At 72.3% G+C, this 17,242-nt stretch carries 15 protein-coding genes; 8 read left to right on the forward strand and 7 right to left on the reverse strand.

The genetic code is table 11. From position 1 onward, the window contains the following. Positions 1-3 precede the first annotated feature (3 nt). Entirely contained in the window at positions 4-1,029 is a 1,026-nt protein-coding gene (locus tag ACN28F_RS30325) for an ABC transporter ATP-binding protein (RefSeq protein WP_289205855.1), read from the reverse strand. Continuing rightward, positions 1,029-2,126 (reverse strand): ABC transporter ATP-binding protein, encoded by a 1,098-nt coding sequence (locus ACN28F_RS30330; RefSeq protein WP_289205856.1) that lies wholly within the window; start codon positions 2,124-2,126, stop codon positions 1,029-1,031. Before ACN28F_RS30330 ends, ACN28F_RS30325 begins: the two co-directional genes overlap by 1 nt. Positions 2,127-2,195: 69 nt before the next feature. On the opposite strand from ACN28F_RS30330, the gene ACN28F_RS30335 reads away from it, so the two are divergent. The 3 genes from ACN28F_RS30335 to ACN28F_RS30345 all read left to right on the forward strand — a co-directional run bounded on the left by ACN28F_RS30335 (position 2,196) and on the right by ACN28F_RS30345 (position 5,850). Next, a complete protein-coding gene (locus tag ACN28F_RS30335; RefSeq protein WP_289205857.1) occupies positions 2,196-2,759 on the forward strand; it encodes a nuclear transport factor 2 family protein in 564 nt (187 codons plus the stop codon). 4 nt (positions 2,760-2,763) lie between these two features. Further along, positions 2,764-3,525 carry an SDR family NAD(P)-dependent oxidoreductase gene (locus tag ACN28F_RS30340; protein ID WP_289205858.1) on the forward strand — a complete coding sequence of 254 codons (762 nt, stop codon included), beginning with the start codon at positions 2,764-2,766 and terminating at the stop codon, positions 3,523-3,525. A gap of 120 nt (positions 3,526-3,645) precedes the next feature. Then, positions 3,646-5,850, forward strand: a complete 2,205-nt coding sequence (locus ACN28F_RS30345; RefSeq protein WP_289205859.1) for a putative bifunctional diguanylate cyclase/phosphodiesterase — start codon at positions 3,646-3,648, stop codon at positions 5,848-5,850. A gap of 56 nt (positions 5,851-5,906) precedes the next feature. On the opposite strand, the gene ACN28F_RS30350 is transcribed toward ACN28F_RS30345, so the two are convergent. Genes ACN28F_RS30350 through ACN28F_RS30370 form a run of 5 tightly spaced genes read right to left on the reverse strand, consistent with a single transcriptional unit; the run spans position 5,907 to position 12,137 of the window. Further along, positions 5,907-6,908, reverse strand: coding sequence for an ABC transporter substrate-binding protein (locus tag ACN28F_RS30350; RefSeq protein WP_421360917.1), 1,002 nt, complete (start codon positions 6,906-6,908; stop codon positions 5,907-5,909). Positions 6,909-6,943: 35 nt separating this feature from the next. Beyond that, complete coding sequence (locus ACN28F_RS30355; RefSeq protein WP_289205861.1) at positions 6,944-7,696, reverse strand: SDR family NAD(P)-dependent oxidoreductase; 753 nt, start codon at positions 7,694-7,696, stop codon at positions 6,944-6,946. Continuing rightward, complete coding sequence (locus tag ACN28F_RS30360) at positions 7,689-9,317, reverse strand: phytoene desaturase family protein (protein WP_421360919.1); 1,629 nt, start codon at positions 9,315-9,317, stop codon at positions 7,689-7,691. Before ACN28F_RS30360 ends, ACN28F_RS30355 begins: the two co-directional genes overlap by 8 nt. Next, entirely contained in the window at positions 9,304-10,791 is a 1,488-nt protein-coding gene (locus ACN28F_RS30365) for an aldehyde dehydrogenase family protein (RefSeq protein WP_289205863.1), read from the reverse strand. The genes ACN28F_RS30360 and ACN28F_RS30365 overlap by 14 nt, the downstream gene beginning before the upstream one ends. Beyond that, the gene (locus ACN28F_RS30370) at positions 10,788-12,137 is read right to left on the reverse strand and encodes an FAD-dependent monooxygenase (protein ID WP_421360921.1); all 1,350 of its coding nucleotides are present in this window, start codon (positions 12,135-12,137) and stop codon (positions 10,788-10,790) included. Before ACN28F_RS30370 ends, ACN28F_RS30365 begins: the two co-directional genes overlap by 4 nt. 189 nt (positions 12,138-12,326) lie before the next feature. On the opposite strand from ACN28F_RS30370, the gene ACN28F_RS30375 reads away from it, so the two are divergent. The 5 genes from ACN28F_RS30375 (at position 12,327) to ACN28F_RS30395 (ending at position 17,237) form a co-directional block, all read left to right on the forward strand. After that, on the forward strand, positions 12,327-13,577 hold the full coding sequence (locus ACN28F_RS30375; protein WP_421361572.1) for an acetyl-CoA C-acetyltransferase: 1,251 nt from the start codon (positions 12,327-12,329) through the stop codon (positions 13,575-13,577). Between the two features lie 97 nt (positions 13,578-13,674). Continuing rightward, positions 13,675-14,532, forward strand: a complete 858-nt coding sequence (locus ACN28F_RS30380; RefSeq protein ID WP_289210948.1) for a CoA transferase subunit A — start codon at positions 13,675-13,677, stop codon at positions 14,530-14,532. After that, entirely contained in the window at positions 14,529-15,290 is a 762-nt protein-coding gene (locus tag ACN28F_RS30385) for a CoA-transferase subunit beta (protein ID WP_289205866.1), read from the forward strand. Before ACN28F_RS30380 ends, ACN28F_RS30385 begins: the two co-directional genes overlap by 4 nt. Further along, positions 15,287-16,411, forward strand: a complete 1,125-nt coding sequence (locus tag ACN28F_RS30390; protein WP_289205867.1) for an NAD(P)H-dependent flavin oxidoreductase — start codon at positions 15,287-15,289, stop codon at positions 16,409-16,411. The genes ACN28F_RS30385 and ACN28F_RS30390 overlap by 4 nt, the downstream gene beginning before the upstream one ends. Continuing rightward, positions 16,398-17,237 carry an SDR family oxidoreductase gene (locus tag ACN28F_RS30395; protein WP_421360923.1) on the forward strand — a complete coding sequence of 280 codons (840 nt, stop codon included), beginning with the start codon at positions 16,398-16,400 and terminating at the stop codon, positions 17,235-17,237. The genes ACN28F_RS30390 and ACN28F_RS30395 overlap by 14 nt, the downstream gene beginning before the upstream one ends. Positions 17,238-17,242: the final 5 nt, after the last annotated feature.

The raw sequence follows: 17,242 nt of genomic DNA on the forward strand, positions 1-17,242 counted from the left end.
CCGTCACGGCCGCGACCGGCCGGCGGTGGGTCCGTCGGCCGGCGCGTCCTGCGGGAAGTGGCAGGCGACGTACTGGTCCGGGCCGGTCCGGCGCAACTGCGGCTCGGTACGGGCACAGACGTCCGCCGCGCGCGGGCACCGGGTGCGGAACCGGCAGCCGCTCGGCGGATCGAGCGCCGACGGCAGTTCACCACTGGTGCGCTCCGGTGCCGGGGAGCCGTCGTCGAGCTCCGGGATCGAGCGCAGCAGCAGCGCCGTGTACGGGTGGGCGGGCCGGGCGAACAGCGCGTCCGGCGCGGCGACCTCGCAGATCTTGCCCAGGTACATCACCACGATCCGGTCGCTGACCCGCTTGACCACCGCCAGGTCGTGGGCGACGAACAGCAGGGTCAGGCCGTACCGGTGTTTCATCTCCTCCAGGAGGTTGAGGATCTGTGCCTGGACCGAGACGTCCAGCGCGCTGACCGGTTCGTCGCAGAGCAGCACAGCCGGTTCCAGCACCAGGGCACGCGCGATGCAGACCCGCTGGCACTGCCCACCGGACAGTTCGTGTGGTCGCCGGTCGCCGACCAGCCGGGGGTCCAGCCCGACGGCGTCGAGTACCTCGTCGACCCGCCGCCGGGCGGCGGCACCGCCGTCGCGGTGCCAGATCCGCAGACCTTCGGCGACGATGTCCCGGACGGTACGGCGTGGGTTGAGCGACGAGATCGGGTCCTGGAAGATCATCTGCAGTCGGGTACGGGTGCGGCGCAGCCGCTCGCCGCGCAGCGCGGTCAGCTCGGTGCCGTCGAAGCGGACCGATCCGCCCGTCGGTGGCGGCAGTTGCAGGATCGCCCGACCGGTGGTGGACTTTCCACAGCCCGACTCGCCGACCAGGCCGACGGTCTCCCGGACCCGGGCGTCGAGGCTGATTCCGGAGACCGCCTGGACGGTACGGCCCCGGCCGGCGGGGAACTCCACGGTCAGGTCCTCGACCCGCAGCACCACGTCGTCGATGTCACGCAGATGCGCCTTGCCGGTGCCGGCCATCAGCTCACCGCCTCGTCGAGGGCGGACCGGTCACCGGTGACCGTGGCGAGATCCAGTCCGGCGCCGGTCCGGCCGGCGGCGAGGTTCTCGGCGAAGGCCCGGTCGCCAGCCCCGGTGCCGACCGGGTAGAAGCAGGCGTACCGGTGCCCGGGGTCGTCGACCAGACGCGGGTCCTCCTGCTGGCACCGGGGCCGGGCATGCCGGCAGCGGGGGGCGAACCGGCAGCCGGGTGGTGGGTGCACCAGGTCGGGGGCGGTGCCGGCGATGACCTCCAGCGGGGTGTGGCTCGGCTGGTCGATCCGAGGGGTGGAGCGCAGCAGCGCGGCGGTGTACGGGTGCCGGGTGTGTCGGAACAGTTCCTCGGTGGGACCGATCTCAGCCACCCGGCCGGCGTACATCACCATGGTCCGGTCGGTGCGGCCGGAGACCACGGTCAGGTCGTGACTGATCAGGATCATCGCCATCCGCAGTTCGGCGCGCAGTCGGGCGAGCAGGTCGAGGATCTCCTTCTGCACCGTCACGTCGAGCGCGGTCGTGGGCTCGTCGGCGATGAGCAGCTTGGGGGAGCAGGAGAGAGCTATCGCGATCATGACCCGTTGCCGCATGCCGCCGGAGAGTTCGTGCGGGTACTGGGTCAACCGTCGAGTCGGTTCGTTGATGCCGACCTCGGCGAGCAGTTCGGCGGCGCGGGCGGCGGCGGCCCGTCGGTTGAGCCCGAGATGGTGACGCATCGGGTCGGTGAGTTGCCGGCCGATGGTGCGGACCGGGTTGAGCGAGGTCATCGGGTCCTGGAACACCATGGCGACCTCGGCGCCCCAGAAGTGCCGGGCGGCCGCGCCCCGACGGTCGCGTACCTCGTGGCCCTCGAACAGGATCCGACTGTCCGCCGCGACCTGCGCCTGCCGGGGCAGGATGTTCATGACGGTCCGGACCAGTACCGACTTGCCGGATCCGGATTCGCCGACGACGCCGAGTGCCTCGCTGGGCGCGAGGGTGAAGGAGATTCCGTCGACGGCACGCAGCACACCGCGCGGCGTCGAGAAGCTCGTGGCGAGGTTCTCGACGGCGAGCAACGGAGCCGGTTCATCGGATCGCACGTTGCCAGCCTAACAAGCGCTTGGTACTTTGAGCGAGCCCCCGTTACCTGCCTGAAACGTGGAGACCCGATGACTGACGACGAACTGGACGAACTGATCGCGGTGGTCCAACTGCCCGAGCGCACGCCGGACACGGTCGAGCAGCGGGTGGCCCTCGCCGAGGACCACCGTCGGATCGCCGACCTGGTGATGCTCTACGGCTGGCTGTGCGACCGCCGTCGATGGGACGACCTGCTGGAGTACTACACCGAGGACTTCGAACGGCAGCTGCGCGGCACCCTGAACGAGACCGTCAAGGGCAAGGAGAAGCTGCGCGAGCTGTACTTCCGCCCGGTCCTGCCCCGCTCCGGCGACGCCGACGGGCCACCGTCCGCCGACGTGATCAACACCTACGAACTGCGTCACCTCATCCACCCTCCGGTGATCCGGGTCGCCGACGACGGTCGGACCGCGTCGGTCGCCGCCGTCTACAGCCTGGTCGCGACCAGCGGCGACGGCCCGCAGTTTCGCCGAGGTGAGCACGAAGGTGCCTACCTGTTCGGCATGCGCCGGGAGCCCGACGTCGGCTGGCGCTTCGCCACCATGGTCGTGATCAGCGAAAACGCCCGCAACCCCCTGTTTCAGAAAGGCTGACCCGATGCCCGGAAGGTTCTCGGGGAAGGTCGCTCTGGTCACCGGTGCGGGCCGGGGGATCGGCCGGGCCACCGCGCTGCGGCTCGCCGCCGAGTCAGCGACGGTGGTCGTCAACGACATCAACCCTGACGGCATCACCGGGACGCTGGCGGCGGCCGACGGACTGGCCGGCCACGCCGTCGCCGGCCGGGCCGACGTCACCTCGGCCGAGCAGGTGAACGACCTGGTGGCCGAGGTCGCCGACCGGTACGGCCCGGTCGACATCCTGGTCAACAACGCCGGTGGCGCGCTGCCCGGCGCGGCCTGGGCGGCGGTCGCCGACGCCAGCCTCGACGACTGGTCCGGCTTTCTCGCGCTGAACCTCACCTCGGCCTTCCTCTGCGCCCGGGCCGTGCTGCCGGGGATGCTCGCCACCGGTAGGGGGCACATCGTCGGCGTCGGCTCGATCTCCGGTACCAACGGTCAGGTCAACGGCGCGGCGTACGCCGCCGCCAAGGCCGGGATGAGCGCGCTGGTCGCCTCGATCGCCAAGGAGTACGGGCCCCGGGGCGTCTCCTCGAACGGGATCGTCGTGGGCAACGCACCCTTTCCGAACCGGACCCCGGACCGCCAGCGGCATCTCGACCGGGCGGTCCACCTGGGCCGGGTCGGCGGGTACGACGAGTTCGCCGCGGCCATCGCCTTCCTGTGCGCGGAGGACTCGTCCTATCTGTCCGGGGCGATGATCCCGGTCGACGGTGGATTCCACCGGTCCAATCTGCTGTGACGAAGTCGACCGGTATCACCCGGGACGGGCCTCGCGACATCGACCGAACAGTCCACCAGGGACACCGAACGCTGGAGTGTCGGCCAGCGGGTCCATGATCCCGCGTCGTAGTCTGGCGGCATGGCCCCTGGACGCCACCGGCAGTGGCTGACCGCGCTGCGATCCTGGATGAGGGTCGGGGCGGATCAGCCGCTGCTGCCGGTGGTACGCCGAGCGTTCCTGGCCTTCCTGCTCGTCTGCCTGGTGATCATCGTCGCGCAGTGGGCGGCCGCACCGGTGGTGCCCGCTGGACGGTCGTGGCCGGTGCTGATCGCCGTCGTCGTGCTGGCGGTGCTCGCCGTACGGCTGTACCGGCGGGAACGGCCGACCATCGGCCACGACCTGCTCGCCGCTGTCGCCGTCGGTGTGGTGATCTGGTCGGTCGGGGCGCTGCCGGCCGGCGGAGTGCTGTTCGTGGGCACCGCCCTGCGGGCACTCTACGGTGGACTTCCCGGGGCGCTGCTGTCGGTCCTGTTCACCCTCACGGCGATGACCACGGGGGTGCTCGCCGCCGGTGGCTCGCCAGCCGACGTGCAGTTGGCCCAGTACGGTCCGGGCCTGCTGCTGTCGTCGTTGGCGTTGCGCCTGGTGCTGATGGCGGTGCGGCGGTACGAGGCCGGTACGGCGGCCCGGTTCGAGGCGGTCGTCCGGTCCTCGCGCGACGTGATCGTGCTGACCGACCGGGACACCACGGTCAGTTACCTGAGCCCGGCGGCGGCCGACGTCTTCGGCCTGCCCGCCGGCCTGCCCGGTGACCGGCTGCTGTCCTGGATCGTCGCGCCGGACCGGCCGGCCGCCGACGCGTGGCTGACCCGGCTGCTCGCCGAGCCCGGTGCCGCCGCCACCCTGCAGTGCCGGGTTCCCGGCCCGGGGGCCGACCCGCCGACCACGGTCGAGATCAGCGGGCAGAACCTGCTGCACGATCCGAACGTACGGGGGCTGTCGTTCGCCGTACGGGACGTCACCGAGCGGGTGCTGCTCACCGAGCGGCTGCGCCACCAGGCGTACCACGATCCGTTGACCGGGTTGGCCAACCGGGCCCTGCTCCGGGAGCGGGTGACCACGGCGCTCGGCGCGGGCAGCGACGTCGCGTTGCTGCTGCTCGACATCGACTCGTTCAAGGTGGTCAACGACGCGCTCGGCCACCATGCCGGGGACGCCCTGCTGGTCGAGGTCGCGCGACTGCTGACGGCGCGGCTGGCCGGGACCGACCTGCTCGCCAGCCTCGGCGGTGACGAGTTCGCCGTACTGCTGACGGCCGACCGGGCAGCCGCGCGCGACACCGAGCAGATCGCCGACGACCTGCTCGCGGTCTTCGACCGGCCGATCCAGGTCGCCGGCGAGCTGCGACTCGTCTCGGCCCGGGTCGGCATCGCGGTCAGTGTCGACAGCGCCGCCGACGTCGACCGACTGATGCGCGAGGCAGACATCGCGCTGCAGATCGCCAAGGGATCGGCGCGGACCCGGCGGGTACGCTACCGCTCCGAACTGCACCAGCACGCGGTCGACCGGATCCGGCTGCAGATGGAGGCGCAGGACGCGCTGTCGCGGCGCGAGTTCGTCCTCAACTACCAGCCGATCCACGCGTTGGCCGACGGTGCCGTGCGTGGGGTGGAGGCACTGGTCCGGTGGCGCCACCCACAGCGGGGCGTCGTGCGACCGGACCAGTTCATCCCGTTGGTCGAGGCCAGTGGACTGATCGTGCCGCTTGGTCGCTGGATCCTGAGCCAGGCGTGCGTCAGCGGAGCCGGTTGGCAACGGCTCACCGGCCGGGCGCTGCAGATCAACGTCAATGTCAGCGTCCGCCAGTTCATGCTGGGCGACGTGGTCGCCGACGTGCTGGCCGCGCTGGAACGCTCCGGCCTGCCGCCGACGACGCTGACCCTGGAGATGACCGAGAGCGTCCTGGCCACCGAGCACGACGCGATCGAGTCGCAGCTGTCCGCGCTGCGCCGCCTCGGCGTCCGGATCGCCCTCGACGACTTCGGTACGGGTTTCAGCTCCCTCGGCCACCTGCACCGGTACCCGATCGACGAGCTGAAGATCGACAAGATGTTCGTGGCCCGGATCGGTGCCGAGGACCCGACCTGCCTGCCGGTGGTCCGGGCGATCATGGCGATGAGTCACGGGCTGCGGTTGAGCACGGTGGCCGAGGGCATCGAGAACGACGACCAACGTAGCGAGTTGACCGCGATGGGGTGCGAGTTCGGTCAGGGCTTCGGCTTGTCCCGGCCGGTGGAGGAGCCTGCCCTACGGGCGCTGCTGCAGCGCCGCGCCGTCTCCTGAGCAGCCGTGTCCGGAGCCGGCCGGGTCCAGGGCGGTTCGACGGCGCGGCGGCGGGCTCAGACCAGTGTGTCGGCGAGGGTCTCCGGGGCGAACAGTTCCGTCGGCTCCAGCAGCCGCCGGGCAAGTCCCTGTTCGTGCGAGTACCGCAGGAAGGTCTCCAGCACCCCGTGGTTGGGCTCGACGCCGTACGGCCAGAAGTCGTGCCCCAGCAGCGCCGCCGCCTCCTCCGCGGCCGGGACCACCCACGGCAGGCTGATCTTCAATGCGGTCACCTCCCGTAGCTCGGCGTATACCCGGTCCCTCGCCTCCGCGAAGGCGTCCAGCAGCGCCCGGGCCAGCCACCGGTGCCGCTGGTAGACGTCGCGGCGCAGCACCACGGTGTGCATGATCGGGAAGATCCCGGTGGCCCGCAGGTACGCCCGTTCGGCGGCAGCCGGGTCGGAGAACAGCCGACGGACCCGGTCCGGGCCGCCCGCCGGATCGAAGGAGCGAGGTGCCCGCGCGGTGTACAGGGCGTCGATCGCGCCGGTGCGCAACAGCCCGTCGAGGGTCTCGTCGGACCTGATCGGCGTCACGTCGAACCGCTCTGGCAGGTCCAGGCGCAGCTTCTCCTGCCGGCCGGCGTGGTGCAGGCCGCCGGTGCGGTACCTGACCCCGTCCACCGGCAGCCCATGGTGTTCGGCCAGAACGCCGCGGATCCACACGGCGGCGGTCATCTGGTACTCCGGGATTCCGACGGTACGGCCGGCCAGCTCGGCCGGGTCGCGGACCGTCGACGACGGTGCCAGGTAGATCGAACCGTGCCGGAACACCCGCGACGGGAAGACCGGGATCGCCACGAACGGCGGCTCGTCGGCGAACAGCGACAGCACGTACGACGACAGGGACATCTCCGCGACGTCGAACTCCTGCCAGCGCAGCATCCGGAAGAAGGTCTCCTCCGGCGGCAGCGGCAGATAGGTCAGGTCCACGCCGGCGGGCCGGACGGTGCCCTCCCGCAGCGCCCGGGTGCGGTCGTAGTCCCAGCAGGCCAGGCTGATCGGCAGCCGGTATGCCATGGTGCCTCCGATCCTCGTACCGATTCGCGTACTCCTCAGTGGAATGCCGCACCGCCGTCGACGTTGACCGTCTGCCCGGTGATGAAATCGCTGTCCGGCCCGGCCAGGAAGGCGACGACGCCGACCAGATCGGCCGGCACCTGCCGCTGCTTGATCGCCTGGCCGGCGACGATCGCCGCCTCCTGCTCCGGGGTGACGGTGGCCCGTGGGATCTCGGTCCGGGTGGCGCCGGGGGTGATCGCGTTGACCCGTACGCCGGCCGGGCCCAGCTCGGTGGCCAGCGCCCGGGTCATCCCGATCAGCGCCGCCTTCGAGGTGACGTAGTGCAGGTAGTGCGGTCGGCCGATCCACACCGTGGCCGACGAGATGTTGACCACCTTGCCGTAGCCGGCCCGCCGCATCACCGGCGCGACCGCCCGGGTACACAGGAACGGTCCGCGCACGTTGACCGCCATCACCAGGTCCCACTCGGCCGGGTCGATCTGGTCGAACGGGCGCATCGCCAGGGTGGAGAAGATCGCCGCGTTGTTGACCAGGACGTCGATTCCGCCGAACACGTCGGTGCCGCGCCGGACCATCGCTGCGACGCTGTCCGGGTCGGCCACGTCGACCTCGACGGCGAGCGCGTCGGCACCGATCTCGGCGGCGACGGCGGTGGCCGCCTCGGTGTTGCGGTCGGCCACCACGACGCGCGCGCCGTCGGCGGCCAGCCGGTGCGCGAAGGCCCGACCGAGCCCCTGTCCGCCGCCGGTGACGATGGCCACCCGGCCGGCCAGCCGGTCAGCCATCGCCGAGCCGGGACAGTTCGGTACGGGCGTCCATCGGCTGCCACCACGGCTCGATGCCCAGGTCGCGGGCGATCACCCCGGCGGCGATGTACCCGGCGCCGCCGCTGATCGCCCCGTTGGGGTGGCAGGCCGAGCCGGCCAGGTAGAGGTTCGGCAGCGGGGTGCGGTAGCCGAAGTGGTTGTGCAGCACCTGATCGGCACTGAGTGCCCCCATGAAGATGTCGCCGTGCCGCATGTTGATCAGTTCCTGCGCGTACTCGTACGCGGTGTAGGTGTACGAGCCCAGCACGGTGGCGTCGGTCAGGTTGGGCGCGTACTCCCGCCACCTGTCCATGATCGATGCGGCCATGTCACCCTGCATGCGGCGCAGGTTCTCGTGGTCGCCGTCGGGTGCCCACGGGACCACGTGCCAGGCGTACGCGGTGTGTTTGCCCGGCGGTGCCTGGCTCGGGTCGAGCACGCTCAGCGCCCCGGCGCCGAACTGGACGTTGGTTGGCACCCGACCGTTGTCCACGTCGTCGTGTGCGGCCATCAGGCTGGCGATGGTCTCCGAACCGATGTTGTACTTCAGCGCCCCGTTCACGTGCGGGTCGAAGGCCGCCGAGGTGTACGCCGGGGCCTCGTCGAGCGCCAGGTGCAGGCCGAACAGCGTCCAGCCGGTGTAGTGGAACGTGTCGAGCCGGGCCAGGTAGTCGGCGGGCAGCTGGTCGCGGCCGATCAACGTCTCCAGGGTCTGGTGCAGGTCCAGGGTGCTGGCGACGAACTGCCGGGCCCGCATCGAGCGCCCGTCGGCGAGCTCGATGCCGGTGGCCCGGCCGCCCTCGACGACGATCCGCTCGACGTGCGCCTGGTTCACGAAGTGTCCACCGGCGGCGATGAACTCCTCCATCAGCCCGCGGGCCAGGTTCCAGCTGCCGCCGGCGCACAGCTCGTAGCCGGTGGTCAGGTCGAAGGCGCGGATCAGTGAGCCGAGCGGGCTGTGCGTGCCGAGCGTCTCGTGCAGCACCGTGCCGAACAGCGACAACTTGAACAGGAACAGCACCTTGACCCGTTCGTCGGTGAACAGCTCCTCGACCACCTCGCCGGGTTGCCGCCGGGTCAGCTCCAGGAAGTCACGGCCCAACGCGGTACGGCCGAGCAGCTCGTCGCGGTCGTCCGGGCTCAGTGGCTCACTGAACCGCTCGCGCAGGAAGATCCGCTGGGTCATCTCCTCCGCCTTGGCGTTCCACTCCCGGAACGTGTCGGCGTCGGCCTTGCTGAACCGGCCGATGCTGGCCAGCGTCTCGTCCAGGTCGCGGGAGAAGACCAGTGCGCTGCCGTCGCGGTGCGGTTGGGCGAACTCGTACCGTGGGGTCAGGTAGCGCACCCGGGCGGACAGCCCCAGGTCGCGGAACCACGGCGTCGAGGTGACGCTGAAGTGGTTGATCGAGTGCAGGTTGTGCTGGAAGCCGGGCAGGGTCCGCTCCTCGGTGCTCAGCCCACCGCCGTGGCGCAGCCGTCGCTCGACCAGGAGTACCCGCAATCCGGCCCGGGCCAGGTAGGTGCCGAGGATCAGGCCGTGCTGGCCCGCCCCGATGATGATGCCGTCGTAGGTGTCGGCCGGGTGGTCAGTGGTCGCCACGGTCGCCTCCTCGTGGATCGTTCGTCGGCCCCAGGTGGACGGTGACCGACTTTGGCTGGGTGAACGAGTGCAGTTCCTCGACGCTCTCCTCGCTGCCGAGGCCGGAGTCCTTGACCCCGCCGAACGGCAGGCCGGCGAAGTGCCGGGACGCGGTGTTGATCCACACGTAGCCGGCGTCGACCGCCCGGGCCCAGCGGTGCGCCCGACCGACGTCGCCGGTCCACACGCTGGCGGTCAGTCCGTACGGGGAGTCGTTGACCATCCGCAGTGCCTCCCGCTCGTCGTCGAACGGGGTGACGCAGAGCACCGGCCCGAAGATCTCCTCGCGGGCCAACGGGCTGTCCGGCGGCACGTCGACGAAGACGGTGGGTTCGACGTACGCGCCGGGACCGGGCGGCAGACCGCCGCCGGTGGCCAGGGTCAGCCCGGCGTCACGGCCCTGCCGCAGGAATCCGGCGATCCGGTCCCGGTGGGCGGCGGAGACCATGGTGCCCATCTCGGTTTCCGGGTCGAGTGGATCCCCGACCTGTACGGCGCGGGTGCCGGCCACCACCCGCTCGACCACCTCGTCGACGAGTGATCGGTGCACCAGCAGTCGGGAGGTGGAGCCGCACGACTGCCCGCCGGTCCAGTGGAAGTTCATCCCGGCGACCGCGCCGGCGCTGGCGGCGGCCACGTCGGCGTCGGCCAGGATCACCATCGGGTTCTTGCCGCCCAGCTCCAGCGACACCTGTTTGACGCCGTGCGCGGCAGCGGTGCGCAGCACCGCCTGGCCGGTGCCGGTGCTACCGGTGAACGCGATCCGCCGCACCAGCGGGTGGCCGACCAGTGCCGGTCCGACGGTGGCGCCGTCGCCGGTGAGCACCGCCAGCACCCCGGCCGGCAGCAGGTCGGCGACCAGTTCGCCGAAGCGCAACGCGGACAGCGGTGTCTGGTCGGGGGCCTTGAGCACCACGGCGTTGCCGGCCAGCAGCGGCGCCGCGACCCGGGAGGCGGCGAACATGACCGGATGGTTGTACGGCACGATCCGGGCGACCACGCCGTACGGCCGTCGGGTGGTGTAGTGCAGGTGGTCCTCGCCGCCGGGCAGGGTCCGGCCACCCAACTGATCGGCCCAGTCCGCGAAGCGCTCCAGCAGTTCGGCGGCGAGGTCGACGTCGGCGGTCATCGCGGTGACGGGGTTACCGCCGTCGGCCGCGTCGAGGTGACCGAGTTCGGCGCGGTGCGCGCGCAGTACGTCGGCCATCGCCCGCAGCACGGCGGCCCGCTGCCGGGGCGGGGTGGCCGCCCATTGTGGCTGCGCGGCGTGCCCGGCCCGTACGGCCCGGTCGACGTCGGCGACGGTGGCGGCGGGTGCCCGGCCGAGCACCGCGCCGGTGGCTGGTGACCGGGTCGGGGTCGTCCCGCCGTCGCCGGCACGGACGAACTGCCCGTCGATCAGCAGTCGCCAGTCGTGTCCGGGGTCGGGAATCATCGCGCCTCGTCTCGGCTCGTCGTCGGGGCGGCGGTCGGCGCGTCCGCCGCCGTGGCGGCGCTGGCGCGTGCGGCGGGGCTCGCGGCGGGGCTCGCAGCGGGGCTCGCGGTGTGGTTCGCGGTGGGGGAGGAGCCGCGCTGGGCGGCGGTGTGGCCGAAGAGCCAGTCGGTTGACCGGTAGTCGGTCGGTCCACGATGGGTCAGCGCGTCGTCGCGTAGCGCGGCGGCGACGCCGTCGGCGTGCCAGATGTCGCCCCAGGTCCGGGCGTTGCGCTGTACCCGGGCGGTGCGGGGTGCGCGTTCGCCGACGAACTCCCGCAGTGCGAGGTGGACCGGCGCGTCGGCTCCGATCGGCCCGGCGGGCAGGTGCCGGGTGACGGCGGCGGCGAGCGCGGCGGCGTCCTCCAGCGCCTGGCAGGCACCCTGGGCCAGGTACTGCAGCATCGGGTGGGCGGCGTCGCCGAGCAGGGTGACCCGGCCGCCGTGCACCCAGTTGTCGATCGGTGTCCGGTCGTACATCGGCCACCGCTGGTCGGTCCGGATCGCCTGGACGGCGGTCCGCACGTGCGGGCAGGCCCGGGAGAACGCCTCCTGCAGCTCGGCCGGGCCGCCCCAGTCGGGGTCACCCTGCCGGTGCCGCTCGCTGCGGAACACCGCGACCTGGTTGTAGTACCTGCCGCCGCGCAGGGCGTACTGCACGAAGTGCAGGCCGGGGCCGATGAAGGCGACCACGTCGGACAGGTCGGCGGTCCGGCTGGCCTGCTCGATCGGGATGGCCCCCCGGTAGGCGACGTAGCCGCTGCATTCCGGCTCGTCGGCGCTGACCAGGGCACGGAACCGGGAGTGCAGGCCGTCGGCGGCGACGACCGCCCGGGCCCGGTGGCGCTGCCCGCCGGCGCAGTCGATCTCGACGGCGTCCGGGCCCGGTCGGATCGCGGTCACCTCACGGCCGGGTTCGAGCACCGCGCCGGCCTCGGCTGCCCCGGCGAGCAACAGGTCGAGCAGGTCGCGGCGGTGCGCGACGACGTACGGGGCCAGGTAGCGCTCGGTGAACGGCCCGGTGAGGTCGAGCCGGTTCAGTTCCCGGCCGGTGCGGGCGTCGGCGAGCACCAGGTGTCGGGGCGCGAGCCCGGCGGCGATCAACCGGTCGAGCAGGCCCCACTCGCGCAGCAGCCGGGTGGCGTTGGGGGCGAGCTGGATGCCGGCACCGACCTCGCCGAAGGCGGCGGCCCGTTCCAACACCCGGACCTGCCGTCCGGTGCGGGCCAGGGCGAGTGCGGTGCCGAGCCCGCCGATGCCGCCACCGACCACGATGAACTCGTCGGTCTGCCCGTCGCTGGCCGTCAACGTGCCTCCTGGTGGGTGTGGGCCGGGCCGGTCTGCGGACGCGGGGCCGGCCGAGGTTGCCCGACGCTAACCCCGCTTCTGTCCAGAAGAATCTGAGTCGACCGGCGTTTCTGTTCAGCAGAACGACGGCCAGCGGCCGGGCTGCTGGTCGGCTGCGGCCATGGCGTACCAAGCGCTTGTTAGGGTACGCTGCCCGCCATGTCGCCCCGAGACTCCGCCACCACGCAGGCCGTGATCGTCGCCGCCGCCCGCTCGCCGATCGGTCGGGCGCGCAAGGGCTCGCTCGTCACGCTGCGCCCCGACGACCTCGCCGTGGAGATCACCCGGGCCGCGTTGGCGCAGGTGCCCGCCCTGGATCCGGCGCAGGTGCAGGACGTCCTGCTCGGGTGTGCCCAGCCGGCCGGTGAACACGGCCACAACCTGGCCCGCATGGTCGCCGTCGGGCTGGGTCTGGACGACACCCCCGGCACCACCGTCCACCGGTACTGCGCCTCGTCGGTGCAGACCACCCGGATGGCCTTCCACGCGATCCGGGCCGGGGAGGGCGACGTCTTCATCTCCGCCGGGGTGGAGATGGTCTCCCGGTACGACGCCGGTAAATCGGACAATTTGCCGGGCACCCGTAATCCGCGCTACGCCGCCGCTGGTGCCCGCAGCGCGGCGCGCGCCGCCGGCGACGGTGGGCCGTGGCAGGACCCACGCGAGTCCGGGTCGCCGCCGGACCCGTACGTCGCGATGGGGGAGACTGCCGAGAACGTCGCCCAGCGGTACGGGGTGAGCCGGGCCGACCAGGACGAGTTCGCGGTGCGCAGCCAGAATCTGGCGGAGAAGGCGATCGCCGACGGGTTCTACGCCCGCGACATCACCCCGGTGACGTTGCCCGACGGCACGGTCGTCGACCGTGACGACAGCCCACGTCCCGGCGTCCGGCTGACGTCGGTGGCCGCGCTCGATCCGGTGTTCCGCCCGGACGGCACGGTGACCGCCGGAAACTGCTGCCCGCTCAACGACGGTGCCGCCGCGTTGGTGGTGACGAGTGCCGCCCGTGCCGCCGAGTTGGATGTCACCCCGCTGGCCCGGATCGTGGCCACCGGGGTCTCCGCGCTCAGCCCGGAGATCATGGGGCTCGGCCCGGTGGAGGCGACACGGCAGGCGTTGCGCCATGCCGGGCTGAGCATCGACGACATCGACCTGGTGGAGATCAACGAAGCCTTCGCTGCCCAGGTGCTGCCCTGTGTACGGCTGCTCGGCCTCGACCTCGACCGGGTGAACGTCAACGGTGGGGCGATCGCGTTGGGCCATCCGTTCGGGATGACCGGTGCCCGGATCACCACCAGTCTGATCCGGGCGCTGCGCGAGCGCGACCGGCAGTTCGGGCTGGTCACCATGTGCGCGGCCGGAGGACAGGGGATGGCGATGGTGATCGAGCGGGCGAGCTGAACCCGGGCTGGCTAACCAATCAAGCGCTTGGTACATTGCGAAGGCGTCGGTTCCGGCGTACCCGAACCCGTGACCAGCAAGGATCGAGTAGGTGGCGATGACCGACAAACGGATGACCGCCGAGCAGGTCGTCGGCGAGCTGCGCTCCGGCATGACCATCGGCATCGGCGGCTGGGGTTCGCGCCGCAAGCCGATGTCCCTGGTCCGGGCGATTCTTCGGTCGGACCTCGAGGACCTGACCGTCGTTACCTACGGCGGCCCCGACGTCGGCCTGCTGCTCGCCGCCGGCAAGGTCCGTCGCCTGGTGTACGGCTTCGTCTCGCTCGACTCGATCCCGCTGGAGCCGCACTTCCGGGCCGCCCGCCAGGCAGGTGCTGTCGAGGCCGTCGAGTACGACGAGGGCATGCTCTACCTCGGCCTGTACGCCGCGGCCTGCCGCCTGCCGTTCCTGCCCACCCGGGTCGGACTCGGCTCCGACCTGATGCGCATCAACCCGGCCCTGCGGACCGTGCGGTCGCCCTACGACGACGAGGAACTGCTCGCCGTCCCGGCGCTGCGGCTCGACGCCGCCCTGGTCCACCTGCACCGGGCCGACATCCACGGCAACGCCCTCTGCCTGGGCCCCGACCCGTACTTCGACGACCTGTACTGCGCGGCCGCCGACCGCGCGTACGTCTCCTGCGAGCAGATCGTGCCGGCCGCGCAGCTCACCCCGGCCGCCTCGGTACTAATCCGCCGCCACCAGGTCCGCGGGGTGGTTCCGGCCACCAACGGTGCCCACTTCACCTCGTGCGACCCGGACTACCCCCGTGACGAGCGGTTCCAACGCGAGTACGCCGACGCGGCCGGCACCGACCGGTGGGCCGCGTTCCGCCAGCGCTACCTCGACACCGACGAGGCCGGCTACCAGCAGGCCGTCGCCGCCCGGGGCCCGCAGATGGAGGTGATCCGGTGACCGGCACCCCGCCGACGCGCGCCGAGGTGTGCGTCGTCGCCTGCGCCGAGGCATGGCGTGGCGACGGCGAGATCCTGGCCAGCCCGATCGGGCTGGTCCCGACGATCGGCGCCCGGCTGGCCCGGGCCACCTTCTCCCCGGAACTGCTGCTCACCGACGGCGAAGCCGCCCTCGGCGTCGGCACCTGGCCGGTCGGCGGATCCCCGGCGCAGACCGAGGGGGCGTTGCCGTTCCGGCAGATCTTCGAACTGATCTGGTCCGGCCGCCGGCACGTCATGATGGGGCCGGGCCAGATCGACCGGTACGGCAACGTGAACATCTCGGCGATCGGTGACTTCCACCGGCCGAAGGTGGCCCTGCTCGGAGTACGGGGCGCACCCGGCAACACGGTCAGCCACCCGTGCAGCTACTGGGTGCCCCGGCACAGCCGCCGGACCTTCGTCGCACAGGTCGACCTGGTCTGCGGCGTCGGCTACGACCGGGCGGCGGCGGCCGGGCCGTCCGCGTCGCGCTTCCACCAGCTGCGCCGGGTGGTGAGCGATCTCGGGGTCTTCGACTTCGCCGGTCCGGACCACCGGATGCGGCTGGTGTCGACACACCCCGGAGTCAGCGTCGACCAGATCCGCGAGGCGACCGGGTTCGACCTGCTGATCGGCGAGGACGTACCGCAGACCCGGCAGCCGACGGCGCAGGAGCTGACCCTCATCCGTACCGTCATCGACCCGGCCGGCCACCGCGACACGGAGGTACGGCGTTGACCGACCACCCGGCGCGGCCGGCCGCCGGCCCGCCGCCGACCCCGGTCCACCCGGCGCTGCGCACCCCGATCTGCGAGCTGTTCGGGGTGCGCTACCCGATCGTTCAGACCGGCATGGGCTTCGTCTCCGGCCCCCGGCTGGTCGCGGCCACCGCCGAGGCCGGCGGGTTGGGCATCCTCGCCGGTGCCACCCTCGACCTGCCCGACCTGGCTGCGGCGATAGCCGAGATCCGGCGGAACACGATGCGGCCGTTCGGGGTGAACGTGCGGGCCGACGCCGCCGACGCCGCGCAGCGAATCGATCTGCTGATCCGGGAAAACGTCCGGGTCGCCTCGTTCGCCCTGGCCCCGAAACCGGAGCTGATCGCCCGGCTCAAGCAGGCCGGCGTGCTGGTGGTGCCGTCGGTCGGTGCCCGTCGGCACGCCGAGAAGGTGGCCGCCTGGGGCGCCGACGCGGTCGTCGTGCAGGGCGCCGAGGGCGGCGGCCACACCGGTGCCGTCCCGACCAGTCTGCTGCTGCCGCAGGTGGTCGACGCCGTCGACATCCCGGTGATCGGCGCCGGCGGGTTCTTCGACGGCCGGGGTCTGGTCGCCGCCCTCGCCTACGGCGCCGCCGGGGTGGCGATGGGCACCCGGTTCCTGCTCACCAGCGACAGCACCGTCGATCCCCAGGTGCTGCGGCGCTACCTCGATGCCGGGCTGGACGGCACCGTGGTCACCCGGGCGCTCGACGGCGTACCGCAGCGGGTGTTGCGGACCGACTTCATCGACCGGCTGGAACGCGCCGGACCGCTTCGTCGGCTGGTCCGGTCGGCCAGCAGCGCCGCCCGGTTCCGGCGGCTCACCGGTACCCCGTGGCGGCACCTGCTCGCCGAGGGCCGGGCGATGCGCCGCAACCGGGAACTGACCTGGGGCCAGGTGCTGCTCGCCGCGAACACCCCGATGCTGCTGCGCGCCGCGATGGTCGACGGGCGCGTCGACCTCGGCGTGATGGCGACCGGACAGGTCACCGGGCTGATCGACGACCTGCCCAGCTGCGCCGAGCTGATCGACCGGATCGTCGCCGAGGCGACGGCGGTGCTGGACACCCTGCAGGAGGGACGACCCGATGGCGACCGCTGAACCGCCGGCCGGGCGCGCCACCCCCGCCGGGCCGCGCCCTCCCGGCGGGGCGGCCGGCCCGCAGCCGCCCGCCGGGCACGGCCTGCTCGCCGGCCGGGCCGTGCTGGTCACCGCTGCGGCCGGCACCGGCATCGGCGCGGCGACCGCCCGGCGCTGCGCCGAGGAAGGTGCCCGGGTGGCGATCAGCGACCGGCACGAAGCGCGCCTCCGGACGACCGCCGCCGAGCTCGCCGCCGCGACCGGTGTGGAACCTCTCACGATCGTCTGCGACGTCACCGTCGAGTCGCAGGTGCAGGCAATGATCGACCAGGTCGTCACCCGCTACGGCCAGCTCGACGTGCTGGTCAACAACGCCGGGCTGGGTGGCACCGCCCGGATCACCGAGATGACCGACGACCAGTGGCACCGGGTTCTGGACGTCACCCTCACCGGCACCTTCCGATGCACCCGCGCCGCGCTGCGGCACATGATGCCGCGCGGCAGCGGCGTGATCGTCAACAACGCCTCCGTGCTCGGCTGGCGGGCGCAGCAGGGCCAGGCGCACTACGCCGCCGCCAAGGCCGGGGTGATGGCGCTGACCCGGTGCAGCGCCGTCGAGGCCGCCGAGGCCGGGGTCCGGGTGAACGCGGTCGCGCCGAGCCTCGCGATGCACGCCAACCTGGCCAAGGTCACCGACGACGCCCTGCTGGCCGCGCTGGCCGACCGGGAGGCGTTCGGCCGGGCCGCCGAACCCTGGGAGGTGGCCAACGTGATCGTCTTCCTGGCCAGCGACTACGCCTCGTACCTGGTGGGCGAGGTGCTCTCGGTCAGCAGCCAACACCCGTGAGGAAC

Source organism: Solwaraspora sp. WMMA2101 (assembly GCF_049179175.1).
Classification (GTDB): Bacteria; Actinomycetota; Actinomycetes; order Mycobacteriales; family Micromonosporaceae; genus Micromonospora_E.

What these genes read in the sequence shown, in the direction of transcription:
- ACN28F_RS30325 (WP_289205855.1), bottom strand. Translation starts at nt 1,029, where the DNA reads ATGGCCGGCACCGGCAAGGCGCATCTGCGTGACATCGACGACGTGGTG.
- ACN28F_RS30335 (WP_289205857.1), top strand. Translation starts at nt 2,196, where the DNA reads ATGACTGACGACGAACTGGACGAACTGATCGCGGTGGTCCAACTGCCC.
- ACN28F_RS30340 (WP_289205858.1), top strand. Translation starts at nt 2,764, where the DNA reads ATGCCCGGAAGGTTCTCGGGGAAGGTCGCTCTGGTCACCGGTGCGGGC.
- ACN28F_RS30345 (WP_289205859.1), top strand. Translation starts at nt 3,646, where the DNA reads ATGGCCCCTGGACGCCACCGGCAGTGGCTGACCGCGCTGCGATCCTGG.
- ACN28F_RS30350 (WP_421360917.1), bottom strand. Translation starts at nt 6,908, where the DNA reads ATGGCATACCGGCTGCCGATCAGCCTGGCCTGCTGGGACTACGACCGC.
- ACN28F_RS30355 (WP_289205861.1), bottom strand. Translation starts at nt 7,696, where the DNA reads ATGGCTGACCGGCTGGCCGGCCGGGTGGCCATCGTCACCGGCGGCGGA.
- ACN28F_RS30365 (WP_289205863.1), bottom strand. Translation starts at nt 10,791, where the DNA reads ATGATTCCCGACCCCGGACACGACTGGCGACTGCTGATCGACGGGCAG.
- ACN28F_RS30380 (WP_289210948.1), top strand. Translation starts at nt 13,675, where the DNA reads ATGACCGACAAACGGATGACCGCCGAGCAGGTCGTCGGCGAGCTGCGC.
- ACN28F_RS30395 (WP_421360923.1), top strand. Translation starts at nt 16,398, where the DNA reads ATGGCGACCGCTGAACCGCCGGCCGGGCGCGCCACCCCCGCCGGGCCG.